Annotated in this window: 27 protein-coding genes and 2 pseudogenes; 7 read left to right on the forward strand and 22 right to left on the reverse strand. The window is 68.9% G+C overall.

From position 1 onward, the window contains the following. Positions 1–4: 4 nt before the first annotated feature. Together priS and trmB are read right to left on the reverse strand one after the other, a co-directional pair. Positions 5–1162, reverse strand: coding sequence for a DNA primase small subunit PriS (gene priS, locus ACP99_RS12765; protein WP_049986960.1), 1158 nt, complete (start codon positions 1160–1162; stop codon positions 5–7). A gap of 88 nt (positions 1163–1250) precedes the next feature. Continuing rightward, entirely contained in the window at positions 1251–2312 is a 1062-nt protein-coding gene (gene trmB, locus ACP99_RS12770; protein WP_049986961.1) for an HTH-type sugar sensing transcriptional regulator TrmB, read from the reverse strand. A 157-nt stretch (positions 2313–2469) separates the two neighbouring features. Between trmB and ACP99_RS12775 the strand changes: the two genes are divergently transcribed. The 4 genes from ACP99_RS12775 to ACP99_RS12790 all read left to right on the forward strand — a co-directional run bounded on the left by ACP99_RS12775 (position 2470) and on the right by ACP99_RS12790 (position 7466). Then, a complete protein-coding gene (locus ACP99_RS12775; RefSeq protein ID WP_049986962.1) occupies positions 2470–3282 on the forward strand; it encodes an XdhC family protein in 813 nt (270 codons plus the stop codon). A 105-nt stretch (positions 3283–3387) separates the two neighbouring features. Further along, complete coding sequence (locus tag ACP99_RS12780) at positions 3388–4038, forward strand: (2Fe-2S)-binding protein (protein ID WP_081927461.1); 651 nt, start codon at positions 3388–3390, stop codon at positions 4036–4038. 6 nt (positions 4039–4044) lie between these two features. Then, a complete protein-coding gene (locus tag ACP99_RS12785; RefSeq protein ID WP_049986963.1) occupies positions 4045–6474 on the forward strand; it encodes a xanthine dehydrogenase family protein molybdopterin-binding subunit in 2430 nt (809 codons plus the stop codon). 2 nt (positions 6475–6476) lie between these two features. Beyond that, positions 6477–7466, forward strand: coding sequence for an FAD binding domain-containing protein (locus ACP99_RS12790; protein WP_049986964.1), 990 nt, complete (start codon positions 6477–6479; stop codon positions 7464–7466). Positions 7467–7550: 84 nt separating this feature from the next. Here ACP99_RS12790 and ACP99_RS12795 read toward each other — a convergent pair whose 3' ends face one another. Next, positions 7551–8240 carry an FxLYD domain-containing protein gene (locus ACP99_RS12795; protein WP_049986965.1) on the reverse strand — a complete coding sequence of 230 codons (690 nt, stop codon included), beginning with the start codon at positions 8238–8240 and terminating at the stop codon, positions 7551–7553. Between the two features lie 137 nt (positions 8241–8377). On the opposite strand from ACP99_RS12795, the gene ACP99_RS12800 reads away from it, so the two are divergent. Next, entirely contained in the window at positions 8378–8713 is a 336-nt protein-coding gene (locus tag ACP99_RS12800) for a hypothetical protein (RefSeq protein WP_049986966.1), read from the forward strand. A gap of 50 nt (positions 8714–8763) precedes the next feature. Here the strand turns inward: ACP99_RS12800 and ACP99_RS12805 are convergent, their stop codons facing one another. From ACP99_RS12805 to ACP99_RS12830, 6 genes are all read right to left on the reverse strand, one after another. After that, positions 8764–9183, reverse strand: coding sequence for a hypothetical protein (locus ACP99_RS12805; protein ID WP_156105711.1), 420 nt, complete (start codon positions 9181–9183; stop codon positions 8764–8766). Between the two features lie 74 nt (positions 9184–9257). Further along, positions 9258–9863, reverse strand: a complete 606-nt coding sequence (locus tag ACP99_RS12810; protein WP_049986968.1) for a nucleotidyltransferase family protein — start codon at positions 9861–9863, stop codon at positions 9258–9260. 1 nt (position 9864) lies between these two features. After that, positions 9865–10278: a hypothetical protein gene (locus ACP99_RS12815; RefSeq protein ID WP_049986969.1), complete on the reverse strand. Its 414-nt coding sequence runs from the start codon at positions 10276–10278 to the stop codon at positions 9865–9867. Between the two features lie 26 nt (positions 10279–10304). Next, positions 10305–11441, reverse strand: coding sequence for a hypothetical protein (locus ACP99_RS12820; protein ID WP_049986970.1), 1137 nt, complete (start codon positions 11439–11441; stop codon positions 10305–10307). A gap of 72 nt (positions 11442–11513) precedes the next feature. Then, on the reverse strand, positions 11514–12464 hold the full coding sequence (locus ACP99_RS12825) for a cytochrome b/b6 domain-containing protein (protein WP_049986971.1): 951 nt from the start codon (positions 12462–12464) through the stop codon (positions 11514–11516). Positions 12465–12591: 127 nt separating this feature from the next. Continuing rightward, entirely contained in the window at positions 12592–13329 is a 738-nt protein-coding gene (locus ACP99_RS12830; RefSeq protein ID WP_049986972.1) for a proteasome assembly chaperone family protein, read from the reverse strand. A 111-nt stretch (positions 13330–13440) separates the two neighbouring features. On the opposite strand from ACP99_RS12830, the gene ACP99_RS12835 reads away from it, so the two are divergent. After that, positions 13441–14544 (forward strand): mechanosensitive ion channel family protein, encoded by a 1104-nt coding sequence (locus ACP99_RS12835; protein ID WP_049986973.1) that lies wholly within the window; start codon positions 13441–13443, stop codon positions 14542–14544. A gap of 37 nt (positions 14545–14581) precedes the next feature. Here the strand turns inward: ACP99_RS12835 and ACP99_RS12840 are convergent, their stop codons facing one another. The 8 genes and pseudogenes from ACP99_RS12840 to ACP99_RS12875 form a co-directional block, all read right to left on the reverse strand. Continuing rightward, a complete protein-coding gene (locus tag ACP99_RS12840; RefSeq protein ID WP_049986974.1) occupies positions 14582–14989 on the reverse strand; it encodes a universal stress protein in 408 nt (135 codons plus the stop codon). 100 nt (positions 14990–15089) lie between these two features. Next, positions 15090–16471, reverse strand: a pseudogene (locus tag ACP99_RS12845) (bifunctional metallophosphatase/5'-nucleotidase). Positions 16472–16568: 97 nt separating this feature from the next. Further along, complete coding sequence (locus tag ACP99_RS12850; protein WP_049986975.1) at positions 16569–16775, reverse strand: dodecin; 207 nt, start codon at positions 16773–16775, stop codon at positions 16569–16571. 130 nt (positions 16776–16905) lie between these two features. Further along, positions 16906–17565 carry a hypothetical protein gene (locus ACP99_RS12855; RefSeq protein WP_049986976.1) on the reverse strand — a complete coding sequence of 220 codons (660 nt, stop codon included), beginning with the start codon at positions 17563–17565 and terminating at the stop codon, positions 16906–16908. Continuing rightward, a pseudogene (locus tag ACP99_RS12860) lies at positions 17562–18286 on the reverse strand (hypothetical protein). Before ACP99_RS12860 ends, ACP99_RS12855 begins: the two are co-directional and overlap by 4 nt. Before the next feature lie 100 nt (positions 18287–18386). Continuing rightward, the gene (locus ACP99_RS12865) at positions 18387–18728 is read right to left on the reverse strand and encodes a DUF7116 family protein (protein ID WP_197052451.1); all 342 of its coding nucleotides are present in this window, start codon (positions 18726–18728) and stop codon (positions 18387–18389) included. Between the two features lie 109 nt (positions 18729–18837). Beyond that, positions 18838–19089: a DUF5816 domain-containing protein gene (locus ACP99_RS12870; RefSeq protein ID WP_049986978.1), complete on the reverse strand. Its 252-nt coding sequence runs from the start codon at positions 19087–19089 to the stop codon at positions 18838–18840. A 64-nt stretch (positions 19090–19153) separates the two neighbouring features. Further along, positions 19154–19522: a HesB/IscA family protein gene (locus ACP99_RS12875; protein ID WP_049986979.1), complete on the reverse strand. Its 369-nt coding sequence runs from the start codon at positions 19520–19522 to the stop codon at positions 19154–19156. 89 nt (positions 19523–19611) lie between these two features. On the opposite strand from ACP99_RS12875, the gene ACP99_RS12880 reads away from it, so the two are divergent. Then, positions 19612–20031 (forward strand): universal stress protein, encoded by a 420-nt coding sequence (locus tag ACP99_RS12880; protein ID WP_049986980.1) that lies wholly within the window; start codon positions 19612–19614, stop codon positions 20029–20031. 10 nt (positions 20032–20041) lie between these two features. Here ACP99_RS12880 and ACP99_RS12885 read toward each other — a convergent pair whose 3' ends face one another. From ACP99_RS12885 to ACP99_RS12905, 5 genes are all read right to left on the reverse strand, one after another. Then, positions 20042–20815: a class I SAM-dependent methyltransferase gene (locus ACP99_RS12885; protein WP_049986981.1), complete on the reverse strand. Its 774-nt coding sequence runs from the start codon at positions 20813–20815 to the stop codon at positions 20042–20044. A gap of 10 nt (positions 20816–20825) precedes the next feature. Further along, positions 20826–22139 (reverse strand): histidinol dehydrogenase, encoded by a 1314-nt coding sequence (hisD, locus tag ACP99_RS12890; RefSeq protein ID WP_049986982.1) that lies wholly within the window; start codon positions 22137–22139, stop codon positions 20826–20828. An 80-nt stretch (positions 22140–22219) separates the two neighbouring features. Beyond that, entirely contained in the window at positions 22220–22765 is a 546-nt protein-coding gene (locus ACP99_RS12895) for a hypothetical protein (protein ID WP_049986983.1), read from the reverse strand. A 134-nt stretch (positions 22766–22899) separates the two neighbouring features. After that, positions 22900–23325, reverse strand: coding sequence for a hypothetical protein (locus tag ACP99_RS12900; RefSeq protein WP_049986984.1), 426 nt, complete (start codon positions 23323–23325; stop codon positions 22900–22902). A 168-nt stretch (positions 23326–23493) separates the two neighbouring features. Next, positions 23494–24141: a cyclase family protein gene (locus ACP99_RS12905; protein ID WP_049986985.1), complete on the reverse strand. Its 648-nt coding sequence runs from the start codon at positions 24139–24141 to the stop codon at positions 23494–23496. Positions 24142–24148: the final 7 nt, after the last annotated feature.

The raw sequence follows: 24148 nt of genomic DNA on the forward strand, positions 1-24148 counted from the left end.
GGATTCATTCTTTGATTTTCTCCGCGCGCCCTCGGGCCATCAGGAAGACTCCGAGGCACTCTTCTACGGACTGCTCTCCCTCCGTGATAGTAAACGTGTCGCCGTCGAAGGTCGTCGGTCCCGGATCGGTCACGTTCACCGTGATCTCGCGGCCGCGGAACCGCTCGGGGATCGCATCTTCGAGCGGGTGGAAGTCGTCGAGGTCCGCGCGCGACAGCGGCGTGACGACCAGCCCGGATCCGCCGTGGAGGCTGCCCGGCAGCCGGATGAGCCGCTTCGTGTCCGTCGTCACCGGTTCGTCGATCGGCGCGGTCTCCTCCTCGATCGCCTCGGCGGCGAGCGCGTCGACGAGGATGCGCGTCCCCGGACCGCCTGCCTCGACGTTGCCCGCGCGGATCGCCTCGAAGTTGTTGCGGACGGTTCCGAGGATCGTCTGCGCACGACCTTCGCCGATCCCGTCCAGTTCCTGGAGCCGCGCTAAGGCCTCGTCGTCGTCCATCTCGCGCAGTCGTTCGGCGAGGTCGACGAGGCGGCGATGCGTGCGCGCGCCCCACCCGCCGCGGCGGCGGAGGACCCGGCGGGTCGTCCCCCGGTTCGACTCCGTCTCGATCAGGCCGTCGACGTCGAGGTCGATCGCGCGGACGTAGTCGACGATCTCGCGGCGCGCCTCGCTGTCGAGTCCTCGAACGTCGGGGTCGCGAACGTGGACGTGATAGCCGCGGCCGCCGGAGAAGACCACCTCGGTCTCCGCGAAGGCGAAGTCGTCGTCGATGAAGTCGAGGAGGTTCAGCAGTTCGCCCTTACACGCCTCCAGCATCTCCGCGTAGGTGGTGGTCTCGGGATCGACGCCCGGGAGGTGATCGGCGTCGAGGTCGAAGACGAGGTCGGCCGACTGCCAGCCCTTCTCGTCCATCGAACTCGCGCCTGGGTCCGCAAAGCGCGCCGACGAGAAGTAGACGTGCCGCGGCGCGGTGCGGTGCAGGAAGTCGCCGAGGTCGCCGACGTCCAGCAGCGACTGGTGGCGGATCATCCGCGTCGCGCCGGCGCTCCACGGGATGTGGCCCCACTCGCGGCGCTCGGCCGCGGGGGGGAGAGAGACGTCGCTGCGGCGGTAGTAGTCGCCGAACCGCCCCTCTAGATAGGTCCGCGTGCGCGCCTCCATCGGTCGCCGAGACTTTCGGAGCGAGGAGTAAAGCCGTTGCGCCTCGGTGTCGGTTCGGAGATCCTGCCTGCTCGGATCGCCCCGACGCTCAGGCGAACTGCTCGCGGTCGGGGACCTCCTCGCGGCCGAGGATGATCTCCTGCGCCTCGACGTCCTCGAAGGCCGCGACCAACCCGCCGATCTCTAGGACGCCGTCGTCGGTCTCCAGTCGCAGCGAGGCGACCTCCTCGGACTCCTCCAGCCTCGCCGTCTCGATCTTCCCCTCGACGACGATCGGGTCGCCGGTCTCGACGTCGCGGCCGGTGATCGAGGCGTAGAAGGGGCCGTCGAGTTCGCGGACGTCCTTCACGGCGCGGCGGATCGAGGCGTAGCGACGGGGGAACGGCCGCCGCTTGCCGTCGGTGGCGATCGTCTCGGCGGTCGACCAGAGGACGGTCCCGAAGAAGCCCGAGACCAGAAAGCCCAGCGCCGAGCGGTTGAAGATGACCCCGTACCGATCGCGGTCGTCGCGGAGGGCGTCCTGCGTCGCGTAGATCGAGTAGTTGCCGTCGGCGACGGCGAGGATCGGTGTCGTGATCCCCCGTCGCCCGCGAGCGACCGTCGCGACTTCGAGGTAATCGAAGCTGTCCGGGTCGGGAGCGCGCGACAGCGGCGTGATGAGCAGATCGACGCTCACGCCGTCGTCGACCGCCGCGGCGAGGTCCTCGCGGAAGCGACGCAGGAGGTCCGGCGTCAGCGACAGCACCAGTTCGTACTCGGCGCTCTCGATGATCTCCTCGACGTACCGGAGGATCGTCGAGCGGGACTTCACGAGCGAGACCGCCTCGGTGTCCCGCGCGGGCGCGGTGTAGCGCGCTTCCAACTCGGATACGAGGCTGTCGAGGGACTGCTGGACGTTGCCGAAGGCGTCGTCGGGGGCGACCGCGACGATCTTCATCGGCCGCGATTCCCGGAGTTCGACGAGGCCGCGATCGGAGAGGCTCCGCACCGTGTCGTACACCCTCGGCTGCGGGATCTCCGTCCGATCGGAGATCTCCGAGGCCGTCAGTTCGCCGTGTTCGAGCACGGCCAGATACGCCTCAATCTCGTACTCGCCGAGGTCGAAGCGCTCTCCGACCCGCTCGAGCGTCATCCGGAGTTCGTCTGCCATACCGGGTGCTCTCACTCCGGGCACTTACTGTTTACTATACTTCGAGTAGCACGCAATTCCGGAACGGGATCTATCACCCCCGCTGCACCGATCGAGTCGCGGAGAACGCCACCCCGTTGAATAAGTATAAGCGTCGGCGGCCGATAGCGTGTGTGTGATGGACGAGCACGGAGAGACGGACGGGCCGACCAGCGTGTACGGTCGCGCCGACGAACTGACTGCGGCCGGGGAGACGGTGGCGCTCGTGACGGTGACCCGGGTGGACGGGTCGGCACCGCAGGACCCCGGCGCGTCGATGCTCGTTCGCGCCGACGGGAGCACGGAGGGGACCGTCGGCGGCGGCACCGTCGAGGAGCGGACGCGCCGGGCTGCCGTCGAGGCCATCGAGGAACGGACCCCGCGAACGGAGCGGTGGGAACTGCGCCCCGAGGGCAACACGGGGATGGTGTGCGGCGGCGAAATGGACGTGTTCATCAACGTGATACCGGGCAGTCAACGGCTGATCGTCGCGGGCGGCGGGCACATCGCGCAGTCGCTCGCGCCGATGGCCGTGGAGTTGGGCTACGACGTCTTCGTCGTCGACGACAGGGAGGAGTACGCCACCGACGAGCGGTTCCCCGATGTCGAGGTGGCCGCCGCCGACTACGACGCGGGGATCGAATCGGTCGGCGTCACCGACAACACCGCCGTCGTCGTCGCCACGCGGAGCGGCCACTTCGACCGCATTGCCGCGGGGGAGGCGCTCCAACGGGGGGCGTACTACGTCGGCCTCGTCGCCTCCGACACCAAGGCCGAGCGCGTCGCCGAGGGGCTCCGAGAGGACGGCGTCGACGAAGCTGACTTCGAGCGGTTCCACTCGCCGGTGGGATTGGACCTCGGCGGCGGCGACCCCGCGGACGTCGCGCTCTCGATTCTCGCGGAACTCAACCGCGTCCGTCACGGTCTCGCGCCCGGGACCGTCGAATCGTAGCTGCCAACGGCCGCCTATTGCCGTCTCTCCCGATTTTCCGGCGCTCACCGGTCTCCCCTTCCGGAGGCCGAACATATATGAATGTGTGTGAAAGATAATCAAGGTATGTCCACGACAGACGTACCGGACGAGTCGGAGCCTGAGGCCGGCGACGACTCGGGAGGACCATCCCGCCGCGACATCATCAAGGGGACGATCGGCGGGACGCTCGTCGCGGCGAACGCCTATCTGTTCAACAACATCAGACAGACGTCGGCGCAGGGCGACGGGACGCCGGGGGTCCGAGAACGGTTCTCGAATCAACTGAAACTGACCGTCAACGGCCGCGAGCGCTTCGTTCGGGTCGAAGACCAAGAGCGGTTGGCGGAGACGCTCCGATACAAACTCGGGCTGACCGGGACGAAGTTCGGCTGCGACCGCGCGATGTGCGGCGCGTGCACCGTCCAGGTCGACGGCGATCCGATCTACAGCTGCACGTACTTCACGAAGGACGCCGTCGGCCAGGAGATCACGACGGTCGAGGGCCTCGCGGAGGGCGGTCAGCTCCACCCGATCCAAGAGTCGTTCATCGAGGAACTGGGCGGGCAGTGTGCGTTCTGCACGCCCGGGATGATCATGTCGGCGAAGTCGCTGTTGGAGGAGAACGGCGACCCGACGCGCGAGGAGGTCAAAGACGCCCTCGAAGGCAACCTCTGTCGCTGCGGGAACTACGAGAACGAGATCGAGAGCGTGCTCTCGGCGGCCGAACGGATGTGATCGCCCGTGTCTAACCACAACTACGTCGGAACGGACTTCGAGGTCCCGGACGGCAGAGCGAAAGTCACGGGCGAGGCGAAGTACGCGGACGACTACCAGTTCGACAACCTGCTGCACGCGAAGACCGTCAAGAGCCCCTACGCGCACGCCAGAGCCAGAAGCATCGACACCTCGGCGGCGGAGTCGATGAACGGCGTCGAGGCGGTCATCACCCACGAGGACGTCCCGGACGCCACGGTCGGGCAACCGGTGCTCGCCAAGGAGCCGTTGACGTTCGGCTACCCCGTCGCGGCGGTCGCCGCGTCCGACGAGTACACCGCTGCCGCGGCCGTCGAGGCGATCGAGGTCGACTGGGAGGTGCTCGACCACGTCGTCGATCCGATCGAGACCCTCAAGCCGGGGAGCCCGAACGCTCGCCCCGAGGGGAACGCCCCGACGGGCGAGGCGGGCGGTGAGGGCGCCGAAGGGCAGGGCGGGGCCGAAGCCGCCTTTGACACCATCAAGTGGGACGACGCCGACTTCAGCGGCGACTTCCCGGAGAACCCCGGGGAGTTCACGATGGAGTGGAACTGGGGCGACGTCGGCGAGGGATTCGAGAACGCCGAGACGATCTACGAGGACACGGTCTCGGCGCACCCGCAGCCGACGAACCCGATGGAGCCGCGATCGACGGTCGCCGAGTGGGGCACCGACGGCCACGTCACCATCTGGGGCTCCAGCCAGAGCATCAGTCTGACGCACACCGGCGTCGCGGGGATCATCGGCAAGTCGCCGCAGGACGTCACCTTCATCAGCAACTTCTGCGGCGGCGGGTTCGGCTCGAAGGGGACCGCCTACCCGCAGATGGGCGTCCCCGCGTTCCTCTCCCGGGAGGTCAACCGACCCGTGAAGATTCGCGGGACGCGCCGCGAGGAGTTCCACTGGGGCAACGGCCGCTCGACGTTCATCGCGAAGACGCGCGTCGGCCTCGACTCGGAAGGGACGATCACCGCTATGGAGATCGAAGCCATCGGCGACTCGGGGGCGTACTCCGCGGACGCGCTGTCGACGCTCAGTTCCGGGTTCAACTCCCTGACGCAGTGCTGGCAGCCGGAGACGCTCCGGTTCCGCGGCATCGGCGTCTTCACCAACACGCCCAAACGCTGGCCGCAGCGCGGTCCCGGACAGAACCAGGCCGCACTGGCGGTCGCGCAGGTTATCGACGAAGCGGCGAAGCAGGCGGGGTTCGACCCGCTCGAGGTCTGTCTGCAGAACTCCCCGGAGAACCGCGGCCCCGCGGGGGCCGAACGGCTCCCGATGACGAGCGCGTATCTCGGCGAGGCCTACGAACTCGCCGCCGACGCGATCGACTACGAGGCGAAGCGCGAGCGGTCCGGGACCCGCGAGGGCTCGAAGGTGTACGGCGTCGGGATGGCCTCGGCGTCTCACCAGTCCGGATACGTCGGCTTCGACGGGCTCATCGTCGTTCACACAGACGGCACCGTCGAAGTGCGGCAGGGCGCGGGCAACCTCGGGACGGAGAGTTTCGCCGCCGTCGCCCGGATGGCCGCGGACACGATGAACGCCGACTGGGACAACGTGGAGGTCTCCTGGGGCAGCAGCGACAAGTCCTCGTTCACGCTCGGGCAGTTCTCCTCGAACACCACGTTCACCGAGGGGCTCGCCAACGTGAAGGCCGCCGAGACGGCCGTCCAGTACCTGAAGGAACTGGCCGCGGCGGAACTCGGCGGCACGGCTGACGCCTACACCGTCGAGAACCACGAGGTCGTCCACGGTCAGTCCGGCCAGTCGATGACGTTCGCGGAGGCCGCACAGGCCGCCGTCGACGCCGGCGGCAAGTACACGGCCGAGGAGATCCCCGAGCAGTACCAAGAGAACCTCGTGCCCCTGACGATCGCCGCCGCGAGCGACGCGGTCGGACAGGGTCTCGTCGCGTTCGGAAAGACCACCGGCGAGGACCTCGACGGGTTCGTGACTTCCTTCGCCGGCGCGATCGCGGAGGTCTCGGTGGACCTCGAAACGGGCAAGGTCGTCGTCGAGGAGATGGCCAACTACAACGACTCCGGGACGGTCGTCCACCCCGAGAGCTTCGAGGCGCAGGTCGAGGGCGGCGCGATACAGGGCATCGGCTACACCCTCTTCGAGCAGTACCGCCACGACGAGGGCACCGGGATCCCGGTGAACACGGACCTCTACAAGAACAAGCCGCCGTCGATCCACGACTACGTCGCCGGCGACCTGCACGTCGGCGCGGTCGGCGAGCCGGACCCCTTCGGTCCCTTCGGGGCGAAGGGCGTCGGCGAACCGCCGTACGGGGCGGCCTCGGGCGCGGTCGCCGCGGCGGTCAAAGACGCCCTCGGAGTGACCTTCAACGAGTTCCCGGTGACGCCGGATAAGGTGCTTGCGAAGGTCCGCAGCGGGGAGGTGGAGCTGTAACCATGCAACAAGATATGATCCCGCCGCTCAGGCACATCGACGCGACGAGCGTCGAGCACGCCGTGCGGCTCCTAGACGAACACGGCAGCGACGCGGCAACGATCGCGGGTAACACCGACGAGATCAACTGGCTGAAGAACCGCGATCGGACCCCCGAGGTGCTCGTCGACCTCAAGCCGATCGAGGAGCTCGAAGAGATCTCCGAGACGAGCGACGGCGGGCTCCGGATCGGCGCGCTGGCGACGCTCTCGGACGTCGAAGGCCACGACGCGGTCAACGACGGCTTCTCGCTCATCGCCGAGGCGATGGGCGAGATCGCGACGCCGCAGATCCGAAACCAGGGGACGATCGGCGGCAACCTCACGCAGGACTCGCGGTGCTGGTACTATCGCGGCGGCTTCGACTGCTACCGCGCCGGCGGGAACACCTGCTATGCGATCACCGGGGAGTCGAGCGACCACGCGGTCACCGACTACTCGCGGTGCATCACTGCCCACCCCTCCGACGGGGCCGTCGCGCTCATTGCGCTCGGGGCCGACGTCGTCGTCCGCGGGCCGCGCGGGGAGCGCCGCGAGCCCCTCTCGGAGTTCTTCGTCGGGCCCGAGGACAACATCACCGTGATGCACGACCTCGCGCACGACGAGATCCTCACCCACATCGAGGTACCGAGCGACTGGCGGGGCGAGGACTTCTACTTCGAGAAGGTCCGCGGCCGCGACTCCTGGGACTTCGCGATCGGGAACATCGCCGCCGCGATCCGGACGAGCGGCAACACGGTCTCGGACCTCCGCCTCGTCGCCAACGGCTTCGCGCCGACGCCGAAGCGGCTCCGGAAGGCCGAGAACGCGATCCGCGGGAACAGCCTCACCGAGAGCAACATCGCCTCGGCCTCCGAGAACGTCCTCCCGAACGCGCGGCCGCAGGAGGACAACGAGTACAAGCTGAACCTCGCCGACAGTCTGGTCAATCGGGCGCTGAGCAACGTCGCATAAGCGGCTGAGCGGCCACCGCGGTTTTTTGAATCAGTTCACCCCACGACGTATCGAGGTAGCGGCCGCGACGAGTGATCACTCCGTTCACGAGGCGGCCACGGCTCGCGCCTCGAAGTCGTCGAAGTCCTGAGCGAGGCTGGGCACGTCGCCGGTGGTCTGGAACGTGACGGTGAACGGCACCGACTCGCCGGGCGGGATCTCGCGGTTCGGGCGCGTCGTCCGGACGCCGATCACGTCGTCCGCGTCGTCGTAGAACGTGACCACGACGTCGGTCGCGCGCGGGTCCTCGCCCCGGTTTTCGACGGTACCCGAGACGACGACCCGGCTCTGCGAGCGGTCGACGACCTCGGCGTCGACGCCGAGATCAGCGGTGCTCGCGGTCGTTCGATTCGCACGCACGGATACCTCGTAATCGTCGACGCTCTCGCTCGTGTCGTGGTGGATGTTGAACGGCACGGACTCGCCGGGACCGATCGGTTCACCGAGGACCCCGCCGACCGCCTCGCCGACTACCTCGCCGTCGCGGTAGTACGTCACCGTCACCGTCGCGTTCCCGACCGGGTGCGACCGTCCGTTGTACACCTCGCCGACGACCGTGGGCCGGCCCAACCGGTCGAGGTGGTAGGTCGTCCCCTCGACGGTCGTCTCGCCGGCGAGCGGTGCCTGCGGGCGGTCCAACTCACCGGTGACGAGGACCTCGACGCCCACGAGTCCCCCGTAGGTGAGCCCCGCCGCCAACACCGCGCCGATGAGCACCGCCTTCGCGTCGACCATCTACCGAACCAGTGGTTTCCAGCGGACATAAGCGCTGGGACCGTTCTTCGGCCGTTTTCGGTCCCGCGATCGCCGGCAGGGTGCCCTGCGAGCGCCACCGTTTTCCCGTCGCCGCCGAGACGGGGGTACGAGAACCGATGCCGCTCAACGTGTTCGATCTCAGAGGCGTCTACGTGTTCCGCGACGACGGCAGGTCGGTTCCGGCGTCGCTGGAGCGACACTACAACGAGGCGGAGGACCGATACGAGGTGCCGACCGAGGAGGAACTCGACGCGCTGCCCGGCGAGTGGCGCGTGGTGTCGGACCTCGACGCCTACCGCGTCGTCTTCGATCGCGACCCGCCGGTCGGGGTGCGCTCGGAGGCCGTGTTCGTCGACGAGGGTCCGCTGCGGACGACGCTTCTGTGCCCCGACGAGGCGGCGGTCGAGCGGGCCATCGAGGCGGGCGGGACGCCGGCCGACGCCGACGAGTGAACCGGCGGCTCACATCGGACGGAAACGGGGGAGACGCGACCCGTCGTCGATCAGTTCGAGATCCGGACCGAGAGGTCAGCGCCGACCAGTCCGAAGACCGACCACGCGATCGTCAGCACCAACAGCAACGCGAAGGTGACCGGCCACAGCGTCACGCCGAACGTCCCGGTGATGAACCCCGACCACACGCCGAACAGCCCGGCAACGAACACGACCGCCGTCGTCGTGAACGCGGCGAACGCGCCCGCGACGGCTCCGACGACGCGCTCCTCGCCGACGGGTGCGAGCCGCGCGGCGACGGTGCCGCCGACGAGCGGCCAGCCGACGAGGAGGACGAGATAGCCGACGGCCCCGCCGACCTGCAGCCCGAATAAGTGAATCAGCCCCAGGACGGTGATGACTGCGGCCCCGATCACGTCGGGGGAGGCCCTCAGACCGCCCGACTCCGAATGTGTGACGCTTGTTGCCATAGTTCGAACGTCTCGGGGAGACTGGATAAAAATACCGCCGGTCGGAAGCCCCGCCGAATGCCGGAGTGCGCCGCTCAGATCGGCTCGTACCGCTTCACGAGTTCCCAGTACTCGGCGGGGGTGTCGACGTCGGCGAAGATCCGCTCGTCGTCGACGTCGACGGTTCGCGTGTCCGTATCGTCAGATCGCACGACTGCTCTGGCACCACGATCCAGCGGGGCCGCACGGAGCGCGGCGAACGTGCTCGCGAGGAACAGCGGCGGGTGACCGCGGCCGCCGTCGGTGCCGGGGACGAGGACGTCGCCGGGGTCGGTCGCCGTCCCGGCGCTGACGAGCCGCTCGACGACGTGCGCGGGCGTCACCGGGCAGTCGACCGGATTCAAGAACACGCCGTCGGCGTCGCGTTCGGCGGCGTACTCGACCGCTAGGCGGACCGACGAGAGCATCCCCGACTCGTAGTCGTCGTTCTCGCGGACCGTCGCGGCCGAGAGGTCGGCGCGCGCGCGGACCTCCGAGGCCTCGTGTCCGAGGACCACGACGGGATCGACGCCGACGCCCGCGTAGGTCTCGACGAGGCGCTCGACGAACCGCCGCCCGTCGAACGTCAGGAGCGGCTTGGGGAAGCCGCCCATCCGCGTCGACTTCCCGGCGGCCGTGATCGCCGCGACGAAGTCGGCCATCTCACTCGCGTTCGAGGTGGCCGGTCAACTCGTCGAGGAAGAAGAACTTCATCATCACCGACTGGAAGACGGACATCCCGTTGAGGTTGTCGGCCATCCGGGAGGTGACCGACTCCTGTTCGGCGAGCAGTTCGAGGACGGTCCGGGCCTCCTCGATCTCCGGGCCCATGTCGTCGAGGAACGCCCGGTAGGCCTCGGTGTCGAACTCCTCGTGGCTGTCGGGGACGGCTCGGGCGGCCTCGTAACCGTCCACCAGCCCCGCCTCGAAGTCGGCGAGGTACTCCTTCGTCTGACCCGTACCGGACTGGATCGTCTCGCGGTCGATCCCCTCGCCGGCGAAGGAGATCAGGAACTCGTAGGCGACCTCGACTCGCTCGATCGCGTCGCGAAGATCCGCGACTGGGGTCTCAGGCATGACACTCAGTTGCGCACCTCCGGGTATTACTCTTCGGGAACCCGGACCCACGCGCCGGTTGTTGCCCGGCGGACGCGGCCGTCGCGTTTGAGGCGGTGAAGTGCGATGCGACAGGTCTCGTCGGTGACGTCGAGACAGGCGCGAACCTCGGCGGTGAACGCCGACGGCAGCGTCGCGAGCACGTCGAGCGCGCGCGACTCGTGGTCCTCCGGACCGAAGCTCTCGGCGTTCATCGGTGCCGCACCGTACTGCTGCATCACGTTCCGGCTCTGCGTCTCGGTCGTCTCCCCGGTGTCGCCGAGGTCGGGGTCGAACCGCCGGATCGCATCGCGCAGCGCGTCGAATCCGGCGGCCCCGTCGACGACCGTCGCGCCCGTCGGTCCGTCGACGCGGTAGACCGGCGCGCGGAACACCTCGTCCGTCGAGGGCGTCGCTTCGGAGCCTTCCCCGTCTGCGTCGGAGTCGGGGGCCTCCCCGTCCTCGGCGGCGGCAGCCCCGTCGGCCTCGGGTCCCGCCTGCGCGTTCGGGCCCTCCGGGACGCCGTCGAGATAGCTCCGCGACCCCAGCGGGACGGTTTCGGGCGTGCCCCGGACGTCCACCTCCGGGAGCGACTCGACGGTCTGTCTGGCGCGTTCGAGGTCCCGTCCCACCGCGGCGGTCGCCCGGCGGGTGCCCACCGCGTCGGCGACTCGCTCGGGGTCGAGGCCCGCGACCGAGGCCGCTGCCTCCCGGATCTCGTCCGGAGTGGCTATCGATTCCCCTGACGCGAAGACCCGATCGGCGAGCGTCCGTGCGAGATCGAACGCCGCCCCGCCGCCTCCCTGCGCTCTCGCGGCGACGATCGCCTCGCAGGCGGCCCACGAGGGCGGCAGCCCCTCGGCGCTCACCAAGTCTGCGACCGGCATCGTGCCCGCGGCGCGCAGTTCCGAGAGCGCCTCGGCCCGTGCTGCGGTCTCGTCGCCGTCGTCCGTGCCGTCCCTCTCGCCCGGATCGTCGCCGGTAGCGTCCCCGCTGGCGTTCGACCGTTCCGGAATCGACACGACACACCGATACCGGAGGTCGACGTCGTCGAAGGCGTACCTGAGTTGCGACCGGACGGCCCGTCGCCGGTACGCCCGGACCGAGAGCGGGTCAGAGAAGAGCGTGATGGTAACGTCCGACATATCTCTCCGTTGGCGCGGCGGCAAAAAGAGGTAGTGGTCGGAACCGACAGGAGAACGCGGGCGGGGTACCGTTCAGCGCTCGGCGTCGTCGTCGCCGAGGTCGCCGCCGTCGGTCGCCTTCGACCCGCCGACCTGCCAGCTCGTCGGCGAGTACTTCTCGGCGTACTCCTCGACGGCGACGCGTCCGGTGATCATGCTCTTCGTGATCGCCCACTCGTTCGGCCGCAGCGCGAAGTAGACGTGGCCCATCACGAGCGCCAACAGCGCCACGGCGAAGAAGTCGTGGAAGACGAAACTCCACGCGATCAGTCCCGGCGCGTCCGCCGTCCCGAGTCCGAACTGCAGCCCGAGGAAGGAGAACTCCCGGGTCGGACCCCACAGGGGTTCGAGGCTCACCCGTCGAACGAGGACGACGCCGGTCACGATGACGGCCAGCGAGGCCCCGGTGACGCCCCAGTGAAGGAGCTTCTGCGCGCTCGGATACTCGAACTGCCGCGGGTACTCGTCGGTCTGCCCGATCAGGTTCGTGAACCGCCGCCAGAGGTCCTTGGCGTCGGCGACGCCGAACCACATCTTCGACCACGTCCCCTTGTAGGCGACGTGGCCGACGTGGAAGACCACGTAGCCGATGAGCACGACCGCCGAGACGATGTGGACGTCGAGCCACGAGAGGCCCGGGACGGCCCGAAGCGTCACTTCGGTGTTCATGATGACGAACCCCGAGAGCATCAGCGCGAAGATCGAGATCGCCATCACCCAGTGGGAGACCCGCTGGGCGAGGCTGAACCGCTTGATCTCGTCGACGCCCTGTTCCTCCAGCGACTGCTCGACCTCCGACTTCGACGGGTCGTCCGGGCGAGAGGTGTGGTCCGTCGGGTTCCACAGCTCGCGGAGCACGTAGTGAACCAAGAACGTGAGCGTCCCGATGAACGCGAATACGAGCAGTATGTCCCAGCTCAGCCCGACGATGACCTCGCGTCCCGCCCGTTGCGCGTATCTGAATATGTCTATTCCGAAAGGCATAACCTAATGATCTTCATACCAAGACTTAAACTTAGGGTACCCGGAACATGGTGATCCCTCTCATACGAGTCTGTGATGCGGTTTGCGTCGTCCCGAGCGCGGCGGGGCGAGTCGCCGTCCAGTACGGCTACATGTACATTCGGTCTTCCGGCAGTTCGTCGTCGTGTTCCTCCATCCGTTCTGCCAGTTCCGCGTAGTACTGCTCGACCTCCGCCGCGAACGCCTCCAGCGGGCCGGCGTCGACGCCGAGGCCGTAGACCTCGTCGACGGTTTCGACCAAGCGGATCGCCGCTTCGATGTCCGGGATCTGCGCGTGGACGGGAGTCACGAACGTGCAGACGCCCAGCGGGGAGTCGAGTCCGCACTCGACTAAGGCGGCGTTGGTGCCGTCGAGGAAGCCCCGCCCCATCGGGGGGATCTGCTCCTCGCGGAGTCGACGCTCGCGGTAGTCCTCGGTCGCGATGTAGTACGTCTTGTGCTCCTCGGGGCCGTGCGGGATCGGGACGCCCGAGAGGATCGCGATTTCGAGAACGCCGTTGGTCTCGGTCCACTCTAAGATGGCGTTCGCGAACGTCCGCCCCGCGCCGACCGGGATGAACAGTTCGCCGACGAGGACGGTCACATCGAGGTTCTCGCGGGAGAACAACCGGGTGTGGTGCCGCGGGCGGCCGTTCTCGAACGGCGTCACCGTGGGCAACCCCTCCACCGAGAGGTGGCCTTGCTCCTGGAGGTCGAGGTGGTCGACGATGTAGTCCGCGGCGGTCAGCCCCGCGAGGCCGAACGCCGAGAATCCAGCCACCAGCGTCTCACTCGGGGCCGTCTCGTGGGTGATCGTGAATCCGGGGGTGTGTTGGGGCGCGCTCATTAGTTAGGTATTCGGGGACCTGTTCCTTATTGTTACCTCGGCGCATAGACGACGCCGGTTCGAGAGGCGCTTGCGGAACGCTTTTTGTGCGACCCTCGCGTGGTCGGTGGTATGCAGCCCGCGATCACACCCCCTGCGACGGCGGTTCTCGCTGCCGCGACGAACGGCGACGTCCTCGCCGCCGTGCCGGAGTGGGTCCGGTTCCCCGGCTGGCGGGTCGTGTTCGCGCTCCTCGCTGTCGCCCTCGGGGTGTTGCTCTCGCGGTACGTCGTCCGGCTCACCGGGCGGTCCGTCGCGAAGCGGTTCCGCCGGCAGAGCGTCGCTCAGACGGTTCTCAGGCTCATTCGTCTGGCTGTCGTGTTCGTGTTCGCCGGCTTCGCGGCTCGGATTCTCGGACTCCAAGTCGGTGACCTCGTGCTCTCGGTGACGGTGTTTTCGGCCGTTCTGGGTATCGTGCTCGCGCCGATCGTCGGGAGCGTGATAAACGGCCTGTTCATCCTCGCGGACCAGCCCTACGAGATCGGCGACATGATCGAACTCGACGACGGGCGTCGGGCGTTCGTCGACGAGATCACGATCCGGTACACGAAGCTTTTCACCCTGAACAACACCTCGCTGGTCATCCCGAACTCCGCGATCCGCGATCACTTCGTGACGAACTACTCCGCCGAAGACGAGCGCGTCCGCCTCTCCATCGAGGTCGTCGTCACCTACGGGTCCGACACCGACAAGGCCCGGAAACTGATGCGCCGCGCCGCCGCGGCCGACGAGGAGGTCATCGAGGGCGGCCCGGACATTCGGGTCGGCAGCGCCCGCTACCCCGCACGCCCGACGGTGCTTCGATCCTCGTTCGGCGACGACGGGGTCGTGCTCACGCTCCGGTACTGGGTGAAGCGTCCCTACAAGATCCCGACCATCGAATCGCGGATCCGCGATCGGATCTGGGAGGCGTTCAACGAAGCCGACGCGACCATCGAGTTCGCCTACCCGCACCGCCACCTGATCTTCGACGAGACGAGCGGGACGCTCGATACGACCGTCAGCGGGCGGTCGTCGCCGACGCCGTCGGCGTACGCTCCCGACGACGGGGAACCGGCAACCGACTCGGTTCGCGCGACGGACACGTCCGTAGGGGCCGACGAACACGAGAGCGAGAGCGGCGAGGCGAACGAGAGCGGCGAGGCGAACGAGAGCGGCGAGACGAACGGAAACTGAGCGACTGGCCGCTGACCGGCGGCCGATATCCTCGCCGTCAGCCGTCGGCGCGGACCGTGATAACCGTGCAGTCGAGCTTTTCGCGCAGGTACGTTTCGATGTCGGGGTCGTCGAGGAACCGACGCAGCATCGTCCGCCAGCGACTCGCCTGCTTCGAGCCGAGGACGACGACGTCGGCCTCGTCGGCGGCGATCTCTTCGAGGATCGTCTCCTCGACGATGAAGCCCCGGCGGACCACGTAGCGGGTCCGATCCAGCGGGCCGACCACCGATTCGACCGCCTGCCGCAGCTCGGCGCGCGTCACGCCGTGGCTCTCCTGATAGAGGTCGACGTGGAGGACCGTCAGCTCCGCGTCACGCTCTTCGGCGATCCGCACCGCCTCCGAGAGCGTCGCTCGCGAGTGCTTCGACAAGGGATACCTGACGGGGACCACGACGCGCGTCATCGTGTTGGCCGACGAGTCGACGGCCCCTGAACGTTTCCACTTGGGGCGGGCACGAACCGCCCGACCCGCGGCCGTACGTCACCGTCCGATCCGGGTCGCCTCAGCGGCCTCCCGACTCCGCTCGCGTGAGTCGTTCGATCCGCCCCTCGATACGTCCGTCCAGTCCGAACCGCCGCGCGTACTCGGCGAGCACCTCGTACTGAATCCCGCCCTCGCCGGCGCGGTGACGCTCTCGGAGCGTCGGGAACTCGTGATCGGAGTGCAGCAGGTACGCCGAGGTCGCGAGCGTGTAGCGACGGTCGGGGTCGATCCGCTCGCCGCCGACGGTGGCGTCGAGCAACTCGTTTCGCTCGTCGTCCCAGCGGACCGTCGCGCCGGAGAAGTGCCCGTGCCACCACTCGGGGTCGCCGAAGTCGATGACGTCCGCCGCCGACTCCCGGAACACCGCCAACAGCTCCGACCCCGTGAGCTCCGCGCGGACGACCCGCTCCTCGAAGGGGACGACGCTCACGAGGTCGGCGACGGTCACCTCGCCCGAGACCGCCGGGCCGTCGCGGATCCCGCCGCTGTTCTGGAGGCCGACGTCGGTCTCCAGCGCCCAGCGGTAGGCGTCGGCGACGACGTTGCCGATCCGACACTCGCCGCCGTAGACGGTCGCCTCGTCCCGTTCGAGCGGCTCGTCGACCCGCGCGACGATCTCGTCGAGGCCCGCGGCGTCGATGCGGCCGTCGAGCGCGGTCACCACGTCCTCGGCCACCGCCGCCTCGGCGGTCTCGTGCCGCCGGACCTCGATCGGCCCCGCGGCGTCGAGGTCGACCTCGAAGATCACGCGCCGTTCGCGCCCGGGCGGAGCAGCAGCGTCCCGTCGATCCGCTCGCGGCGCTCCACGTGGAGGTGTCCGCCCAGGATCACGTCGACGTCCACCGCCCGCGCGAGGTCGTCGTCGCCGCTCCCGAGGTGCGAGAGCGCCACGACGCGGTCGACGCCGGCGTCTCGGAGTTCTTCGACCGCGGACGCGGCGGCCTCGTGGGGGTCCGTGAACTCTAGTTCCCCCGACTTCGGGTTGAGCGACGGCGTGGCGGGGTCGGTGACGCCGAAGAAGCCGATGCGGACGCCGTCGACCTCCTCGACGGTGTGGGAGACGACGCGGTCGGCGGCGAACCGCTCGCCGTCGGCCTCGTAGACGTTCGCGGAGAGCCACGTCTGCGGCGCGTCGGCGACGATCGACCGGGTCGCGTCCGGCCCGAAATCGAAGTCGTGGTTGCCGAAGGTTTCGAGGTCGGCGTCGATCGCGTGAAAGAGGTCCAACGACTGCCGACCGCGCTCGATCAGCGCCAGCACGCCCGGCGCGGTGTTGTCGCCGGTCCCGCAGACGAGCGCGTCGGGGCCGTCCCGAGACCTGATCGCCCCCGCGAGGCGGCCGACGCGGACGGTGTCGTCGTAGACGTTCTCGACGTCAGAATAGTGGAGGAGACGCGGCATTCACGTCCAGTGGCCACGCGGCAAAAATGAAGCCGTCGATGTCGGCGGTCGGAGCCGCCCGGCGCGCGTCCCACGGTCAGGGCGTCGCGAGCGGCGGCTACTCGCCGTCGCGCAGCTCGAAGGCGACCGTGACTTCCGCCTGGTACTCTCTGGTCTCGACGGAGGCGACCTCGACGCCCAACTCGTCGACTTCGATCCAGTGGACGTTGTCGAGCGTCTCCTCGGCGCGATCGATCGCGTCGTCGACCGCGTCGTCGAAGCTCTCTGTGCTGCGGCCGATCAGGGTTACTTTCTTGAACACCATCGCCGTGCGACAGTACGGCACGAGACATGATAAGTCTCGGGGGCGAGATGGCCGATTTCCGGAGGGAGATGGCCCGTTTGGGGGGGCGAGGGACCGATCGCGTCACCGCTTCCGTAATCGGCCGGTCGCGTCACTGTTCCCGCGACTCGGCCAATCGAACGGTGAGCGCGTCGACGACTTCGCTCAGTTGGGCGCTGCCGTAGGTGGCGACCAGCACCGCGCCGACGGTGTTGAAGACGAGATCGAGCATCGAGTCTTCGAGGCCGTACTGCGTCAGCACGCCCTCCGTCCCGGTGCGGTCGGCCGCGAGACCGATCATGAACTCGATGACCTCCCAGAAGACGCCGAACGCGAGCACGAACAGGAGGATGAAGACGAACTGAAAGCGCGGCGGGAACGAGACCGAGTCGGAGTGGATGTCGACGGCGCGGGTCGTCGAGTAGCCGACGCCCGCGACGAGGCTGGCCGACAGCGCGTGAGTGACGTGGTCCCACCACCAGACGCTGACGTAGGGCTTTCCGATCACCGGCCACGCGATCGTTCCCAGCGCGTGGAGAAACACCGCCGCGGAGATCCACAGCGTCAAGCCGGCGTCCATCGGAATCCCGAGGTCGCGTTCGAGGATTCCGGGGAGAAACGTCACGAGGAGTCCGATGGTGGCGTTGACGACGACGCCGCCGCTCCGGAGTGCGAGCCCCGCGAGGAGCATCACCGCGAGGAACGCCTGCATTCCGCGGGCGGCCTGTCGCTGTCGGCGTTCGGAGATGTGGAGGACGTCGCGGATCCTCACGGGTCCTTCACCTCCTCGACCGATCGGCGGGCCCCGTGTTCTCCGGCGTTGTCACGGGCCGCCTCGACGTCTCCATCGTCGGGGTACTCCGCGGGCGTCGCCTCCGGGATCCGACTGATCAAACGGGCGTGGCGGCGGAAGTAGTACTCGAAGAACACTCCGGCGAACGCCCCCGCGACGGTCGCCGCCACGAAGTCCCACATCAGCGCCTCCTCGATGACGTGCTCGGGTCGCCGTCGTACAGGAACCGCGTGCCGACGAGGACGTCGGAGAGCCACCGGACGACGGCCCAGATGCCCGAGGCGGCCATCGTCGTCACGACGACGAAGACGACGGCGAAGCGGTGGTTCATCTTCACCGTCGTGAACACGTCGAGTTCGACGGCGATCAGGAGCGCCGCGGCGGCGACGGCGACGTACGTGACGATCCGCCCCGAAAAGGTCATCCCCCCGACGGTCTCGCCCGCGACGAGCGCCCGGAGGACGATCGGAAACGCCGCGATCGAGAGGACTTCCCACGGGAGCATCGCGGTCGGACGCCGCCGGGCGACGGGCGGAACCAGGCCGATGGCGAGCACCGCCGCGGTGAACCCCGCCCACTCGAGGTCGCCGTCGAGGAACTGCCCGAGGGCGGCGATCGCGAGGAAGAGCAGCAACGTCCCCGCCAAGAGGGCGTTGAGCCGGCGGCTCTCGACGACGCTCGACAGGCCGGAGTTCGACATACCTCCCGATAGGTTCGTCTCGCTACTAAAGGGTAAGCACGGTCCGCTCACGGACCGTTCGAGCGCCCTGAAAAGATCGGATCGCGGTTCCGCCGGCGGTTCAGCTCGCGTCGGGGTGGTAGACGTCGTAGTCGCCCTCGTCGTCGACGCCGATCACGGCCCACTCGTACGCCGGATCGACGCTCGCGAGTCGGTTCTGTACGTCCCCTGTCTCTCCTTTCGGAGCGACGAAGCATCGGAATCGATACGTTTCGGACGGTTCGCCACCGTCTGCGAGTACGCGGCGGCCACGTAGGTCGTCGCCGTCCGAAAGCGCCGTGACGCGGACCGTGCGCCACTTCCGCTCGGCGACGAAGTCCGGTCCGTCGCCCGAGACACTGTAGCCCAGGCGGGTGAAGATCGCCCGAGCGTCCTCCGAGGGAGGCATGCTGACAGGGGGCATGTACTTCGGACTTCTACGGCCTGTAGCATAAATCTTGTTACGGTCTAACACACGGTTGCGCGCGTCTGCTCGGTGGTTGCTACCGCCGATCTGTGCGGAAGGCGCGGGCTTATTCGTGGGCCGCGTCCCACTCGTCGGGCTTCCGGAGGTTGCCGCAGACGTTGCACTCGATGCGCCCCATCGTGTCCATCGCGTTGTCGGTCGAACCGCAGTTCCCGCAGTAGAACCCCCACCGCTCGGTTCGATCCGGCGTCACGTACACGAGGAAGAACGGGCCCTTCGAGCCGCGCTCGGCCTCCGCACGGTCGACGTACACCGTCTCGCCCGCGTCCGTCTCGATTGGATCGAGTTCGACAGCCATAGCTCCGATTACGCGGGTGGCAGTTTAGTGTTCACGTTCGGCCGCGGGGGCGACGAAGAGAGCGTTACGTCCGGAACGACTCGCCGCAGCCGCACTCGCTGACGACGTTCGGGTTCTCCACGTGGAACCCCGCGCCCTGGAGGCCGCCCTCGTAGCGGAGGGTGGAGCCGCCGACGTAGTTCTGACTCGCCGGATCGACGAAGACCCGGAGGCCGTGCTGTTCGACGACCGCGTCGTCGGACTCCGGTTCGTGATCGAACCGCATCCCGTAGGAGAGCCCCGCGCAGCCGCCCTGCTGGACGAACAGGCGAAGGCCCGCCTCGTCGGTGTCGAGTCCCTCCGACTCGATGAGTCGGATCGCCTCCGAGGCGGCTTCCTCCGTGACGGTCACGGCGGGGCCGCCGCCACCGGTGTCGGCGGTTTCGGTGCTCATATGCGAGTAGATAGCGGAGCCAAGGTGTTAATCTTGACGCCCCCGGACGGTGAAACGAGTTATAAGACCGCCGTCCGTGATTTCCGCGTATGTACGAGACGATCCTCGTCCCGACGGACGGCAGCGACCAGGCCGACGCCGCCCTCGACCACGCGCTCTCGTTGGCGCGACAGCACGACGCGACGGTCCACCTGCTCTACGTCGCCGACAGCAACCGCGACAGCGTGACGACGCTCGGCGGCGAGGTCGTCGACGCCCTCGAACAGGAGGGCGAGCGGATCCTCGCCGAGACGATGGAGGGCCTCGACGGCACCGTCGACGTCGTCGACGCCATCGAGACCGGCGGGCCCGTCGAGACGATCCTCGATTACGCCGAGTTGGTCGAGGCGGACCTCGTCGTGATGGGAACGCACGGCCGTCGGGGGCTGGACCGCTACCTCCTCGGCAGCACCACCGAACGCGTCGTCAGGCTCTCTCCCGTGCCGGTCCTGACCGTTCGCGGCGAATAGTCCGCCGCTCTCAGCGCTCCGCCGGTGCGCTCGTCTCGACCGGCCGCACCGCGCGGCCGACGACCACGCCCGGCAGGTCGCTCTCGCCGGCGACGAGCACGTGCTCGAACCCGGCGCGCCCGAGCGCGGCCGTGAGCCCGTCGACCGTGGTGGTCGCCACCGTCGTCCGGTCGGCGACGACGGCCGTCGAACCGGTCTCTCGGTCGGTGACGCGGTAGTCGACCGCGACGGAACCCGATCCGGCAACGTCGACGGCGCGTTCGAGCAGGTACCGCGACCCGCTGTAGGTCTCGACGCCGGAGTCGAGGACCGCCGAGGGGTCCGTCGGCGCGGCGATCACGGCGATGCCGCCCGGCCGCAGCGATCGGTACGCCGCCGTACACACGTCGGCGACGTCCGCCCGGGCGGTCGCGGTCTCGACGGCGCAGACCGCGTCGAAGGCGGACCGAACCGGAGGGTTCGTCGGGTCGCCGCAGACGACGGCCTCGCCGAGGGCCGCGGGGAACCGGAGGTGTGCGCGGCGCGCGTCGACGCCGACAGCGGCGTAGCGACTCCCCAGTTCGTTCAACAGCGCCCCGACGCCGCAACCGAGTTCGAGCACGCGGTCGACGTCCGCCGGGAGGCGCGAGGCGACGAGGCGCGCGCGACGCTCGCCCCAGCCGTCGGGAATCGTCCGCAGGACCACCGGCGCGAGCGTGGTGTCGGCTCCGTGGCCGGCGTCGGGGTCCTCGAGCACGGCCGCGCAGGCGTCTGCGAACGTCGGCGGGCGGATCGGGGCACCCATCAGCGCGCGGTCACTCGCCGTCTCCCGACTGCGGCGACGGCTCGAACCGCGCGCGGACGCTCTCGGCGTGGGCTTCCAGCCCCTCCGCCTCCGCGAGCGTCGTCACCGTCTCCGAGAGGGCGTCGAGGCCGCCGCGGTCGAGGCGCTGGACGGTCGTCGACCGGAGGAACGTGTCGACGGAGAGGCCGCCGTAGCGCTTCGCGCCGCCGGATGTCGGGAGAACGTGGTTCGTTCCGGACGCGTAGTCGCCCGCGGCGACGGGCGTGTACGGCCCCAGAAAGACGCTGCCCGCGTTCGAGATGCGGTCCAAGAGCGCCTCGTCGTCCTCGGCTTGGATCGAGAGGTGCTCGGCGGCGTACTCCTCGGCGAACAGGACGGCCTCGGACATCGACCGCGCGTGCAGGACCCCGGAGGCGTCGCTGTCGAGGGCCTCGCGGATCACGTCCGAGCGCTCGCGCTCGTCGACCCTCGCCGCCACGGCGTCGGCGATCTCGTCGGCGACGCCTTCGTCGTCGGTGACGGCGACGACCGAGGCGTTCGGGTCGTGCTCCGCCTGCGCGAGCAGGTCGGCCGCGACGAACTCGGCGTCGGCGGTCTCGTCCGCGAGGACGAGCACCTCGCTCGGCCCGGCGAGGAAGTCGATGTCGACGTCGCCGCGAACCTCGGCCTTCGCCGCGGTGACCCACTTGTTCCCGGGCCCGACGACCTTCTGGACGGCGTTCACGGTCTCGGTCCCGTAGGCCAGCGCGCCGATCGCCTGCGCGCCGCCGACGCTGTAGACCGCGTCCGCACCGGCGACGTGGGCGGCCGCGAGCGTGACCGGGTTCAGCTCCTCGGCGGGCGGCGTCGCGAGCGCGACGCGCTCGACGCCCGCGACCTTCGCGGGCACGACGCCCATCAGCACGCTGGAGGGGTAGGCGGCGGTGCCGCCCGGCGCGTAGACGCCGACGCGCTCCAGCGGGCGGAAGCGCCGGCCCAACTCCCTGTGGCCGCTCGGCGACTCGAAGCTGTCTCGCCAGTCGTCGGGCACCTGTCGTTCGTGGAACTGCCGGACGTTCTCGGCGGCCGCCTCGATCGCCTCGCGGACGTCGTCGTCGATCTCGTCGTAGGCGCGCTCGGCGGCGTCGGTCACGTCGAGGTTGCCGACCTCGACGCCGTCGAACTCCCGACAGAACTCGCGGACGGCGACGTCGCCCTCGGTCCGCACGCGGTCGACGATGCCGCGGACGTCGCCTCTGACGTCGGCGACGCCCGCGTCGCGGTCGAAGAAGGCCGCTCGTTCGTCGGGCGAGAGTTCAGAAACGGCCCGAACTTGCAGCGTCATACCGCGCGGTTCGGCGCGGGCGGGTAAGGACGTTCCGGATCAGGTGGCGCCGTCCTCGCCCGGGAGCGACCAGTGCGGCCTCAGAGGACCTGGCGCTGCTGGGTGAACGTGACCGTTCGGTCGGCGGTCTCGACGGTGGTCTGGATCGTGATCCAGCCGTCCTCGTTCCGCACCTCGAACGCTTCCGAGTACGACAGTTCGACGCGGCGGGTCGCCGTGTAGGACTCCTCGGCGTCGAGCGTGCCGACCGACTCGTTCCCGCGCCAGACCTCCTTGTCGGGGTCGACCTCCTGCCCGGCGAAGATCCGGCTGTAGACGGTGATTTCCTCGGCGGTCGAGTCCTGCTGGTTCGTCAGTGTCGTGGTGACGTCCCGGCAGGTGGTGCCGCACTCTTCGATGTTCTCGATCACGAAGCCGAACGGCGGCGTCGGCGTCCCCTCGGTCTCCGCGGTCGATCCGCCGCTGTCGTCGGAACTGCTGGTCTCGGTCGGTTCCTCGGGCGTCGCCGTCGGGAACGGCTCGGAGTCTCCACCGTCGCTGCCGGGGAGGATGTCGTCGCCGACGACGACGGCCCCCGCGCCGACGGCGACGAGGAGTGCGATGATGACGATCGGTGCGGTTTTCATTGAAGTATGAGTGGTCGTCGAGGTCTACGGCTGTCTGCGTCGTTGCTCGGTGGTGTGGGCGGACGCCCGAAAGGGTTACCGGTCCCAGCGGAGGGCGCTGTGAACGGGCGCTACGTCAGCGGGGCGGGCCCTCGCTAGTTCTCGGCCGTCTCGTCGCCGTCCTCGTCGCTGGATTCGGTGCTCGTGCCGTCGTCGCTCTCGTCGGCGTCCGTGTCGTCACCGCCGTCGGAGGCGTCGCCCTCGGAGGCCTCGTCGCCGTTCCCGGCGACGTCACTCACTGCCGAGCCGAGCGAGTCGAGCGATCCGTCTCTGAACTGCTCGATGAGGCCGTGGATGTCCGAGACGAAGTCGGGGACAGCGCTCGGCAGGTCCTCGGGCGGCCCGGCCTGTCCGGCGTTGTCCGCCCCGTCGGCGTTCGATCCCGCGCGCTCGGACGCGTCGGCCGCGCTCGCTGCGCCGCCGTTGTTTGCCGCGGCTGTGCTTCCCGGTGTCGCTGCCGCCGCGCCAGTCGCAACGACGAGCGCTGCGAGCGCGACGGCGAGTAGCTTCGTTCGGTTCATCGTCGATCTGCACTCGGGGAACGCGGCCGACCCGTTGTAAACCGCGGAGTCGCTGAATCTGGATTACAGCCGTTTTCCGCGGGTTTTAACCCCAGTTATCTCGGATTGAATCGGATTTGAACGGGTGCAACCGTCGCCGGTGCGGGCGACGCGTCTCCACGAGGGTGTTCAGACTCGCGCGACGACGCGCGCGGGAGCGCCGTCGGCGTCGATCCGCAGGGGACACACGAGCAACTCGAAGCCATCCATCGACAGCGCGTCGAGGTTGCAGACGTTCTCGACGACCGGGAGCCCCGCACCGCAGAGCGCGCGGTGCGCCGGGAGGTCGCTCTCGCGGTCGGAGGGATCCGGGCTCAGCGCGTCGGTGACGACGGCGACGTCCGCGTCAGCGCACCGTCGAGCCGTCTCGGGGGCGAGAAACGGGTGTTCGGGCATCCGGTCGGTTCCCCACTGGTCGGCCCACCCGGTGTCGAAGACGAGCGCACCGAGGTCGTCGAGCGCGGTCGAATCGGGGAGGGCGTCCGGTCCGATCGCCGCGGAGGGGCCGACGTCGCGACAGTTCACCACGCGCGCCTCGAAGCGCAGGTCTTCGAGGGCGAACGAATCGAGCGTCGCGCCCGCGGGGTCGACGTGGGCGGGGGCATCCACGTGCGTGCCGGTGTGCGTCCCGAGGCGGAGTTCGGAGACCCGGTAGCCGTCGCGCTCGTGGGTGGCGTGCGGGTCGACGCGGACCGCCGGATCCCCCGGGAACGTCGGCATCCCCGACTCGATGCGCCTGGTGAGGTCGATCAGTTCGCTCCCGTCGGCCGCGTTCATAGATCGG

It is taken from the genome of Halobellus rufus, from assembly GCF_000739575.1.
Taxonomy (GTDB): Archaea; Halobacteriota; Halobacteria; order Halobacteriales; family Haloferacaceae; genus Haloquadratum; species Haloquadratum rufum.

Coding starts and splice junctions, on each gene's coding strand:
- ACP99_RS12810 (WP_049986968.1), bottom strand. CDS start 9,863: ATGGCCGACTTCGTCGCGGCGATCACGGCCGCCGGGAAGTCGACGCGG.
- ACP99_RS12815 (WP_049986969.1), bottom strand. CDS start 10,278: ATGCCTGAGACCCCAGTCGCGGATCTTCGCGACGCGATCGAGCGAGTC.
- ACP99_RS12780 (WP_081927461.1), top strand. CDS start 3,388: ATGTCCACGACAGACGTACCGGACGAGTCGGAGCCTGAGGCCGGCGAC.
- ACP99_RS12835 (WP_049986973.1), top strand. CDS start 13,441: ATGCAGCCCGCGATCACACCCCCTGCGACGGCGGTTCTCGCTGCCGCG.
- ACP99_RS12900 (WP_049986984.1), bottom strand. CDS start 23,325: ATGAACCGAACGAAGCTACTCGCCGTCGCGCTCGCAGCGCTCGTCGTT.
- ACP99_RS12885 (WP_049986981.1), bottom strand. CDS start 20,815: ATGGGTGCCCCGATCCGCCCGCCGACGTTCGCAGACGCCTGCGCGGCC.
- ACP99_RS12820 (WP_049986970.1), bottom strand. CDS start 11,441: ATGTCGGACGTTACCATCACGCTCTTCTCTGACCCGCTCTCGGTCCGG.
- ACP99_RS12840 (WP_049986974.1), bottom strand. CDS start 14,989: ATGACGCGCGTCGTGGTCCCCGTCAGGTATCCCTTGTCGAAGCACTCG.
- ACP99_RS12800 (WP_049986966.1), top strand. CDS start 8,378: ATGCCGCTCAACGTGTTCGATCTCAGAGGCGTCTACGTGTTCCGCGAC.
- ACP99_RS12805 (WP_156105711.1), bottom strand. CDS start 9,183: ATGGCAACAAGCGTCACACATTCGGAGTCGGGCGGTCTGAGGGCCTCC.
- priS (WP_049986960.1), bottom strand. CDS start 1,162: ATGGAGGCGCGCACGCGGACCTATCTAGAGGGGCGGTTCGGCGACTAC.
- ACP99_RS12880 (WP_049986980.1), top strand. CDS start 19,612: ATGTACGAGACGATCCTCGTCCCGACGGACGGCAGCGACCAGGCCGAC.
- ACP99_RS12850 (WP_049986975.1), bottom strand. CDS start 16,775: ATGGTGTTCAAGAAAGTAACCCTGATCGGCCGCAGCACAGAGAGCTTC.
- ACP99_RS12825 (WP_049986971.1), bottom strand. CDS start 12,464: ATGCCTTTCGGAATAGACATATTCAGATACGCGCAACGGGCGGGACGC.
- ACP99_RS12905 (WP_049986985.1), bottom strand. CDS start 24,141: ATGAACGCGGCCGACGGGAGCGAACTGATCGACCTCACCAGGCGCATC.
- hisD (WP_049986982.1), bottom strand. CDS start 22,139: ATGACGCTGCAAGTTCGGGCCGTTTCTGAACTCTCGCCCGACGAACGA.
- ACP99_RS12795 (WP_049986965.1), bottom strand. CDS start 8,240: ATGGTCGACGCGAAGGCGGTGCTCATCGGCGCGGTGTTGGCGGCGGGG.
- ACP99_RS12865 (WP_197052451.1), bottom strand. CDS start 18,728: ATGCCCCCTGTCAGCATGCCTCCCTCGGAGGACGCTCGGGCGATCTTC.
- ACP99_RS12895 (WP_049986983.1), bottom strand. CDS start 22,765: ATGAAAACCGCACCGATCGTCATCATCGCACTCCTCGTCGCCGTCGGC.
- ACP99_RS12870 (WP_049986978.1), bottom strand. CDS start 19,089: ATGGCTGTCGAACTCGATCCAATCGAGACGGACGCGGGCGAGACGGTG.
- trmB (WP_049986961.1), bottom strand. CDS start 2,312: ATGGCAGACGAACTCCGGATGACGCTCGAGCGGGTCGGAGAGCGCTTC.
- ACP99_RS12790 (WP_049986964.1), top strand. CDS start 6,477: ATGCAACAAGATATGATCCCGCCGCTCAGGCACATCGACGCGACGAGC.
- ACP99_RS12775 (WP_049986962.1), top strand. CDS start 2,470: ATGGACGAGCACGGAGAGACGGACGGGCCGACCAGCGTGTACGGTCGC.
- ACP99_RS12830 (WP_049986972.1), bottom strand. CDS start 13,329: ATGAGCGCGCCCCAACACACCCCCGGATTCACGATCACCCACGAGACG.
- ACP99_RS12875 (WP_049986979.1), bottom strand. CDS start 19,522: ATGAGCACCGAAACCGCCGACACCGGTGGCGGCGGCCCCGCCGTGACC.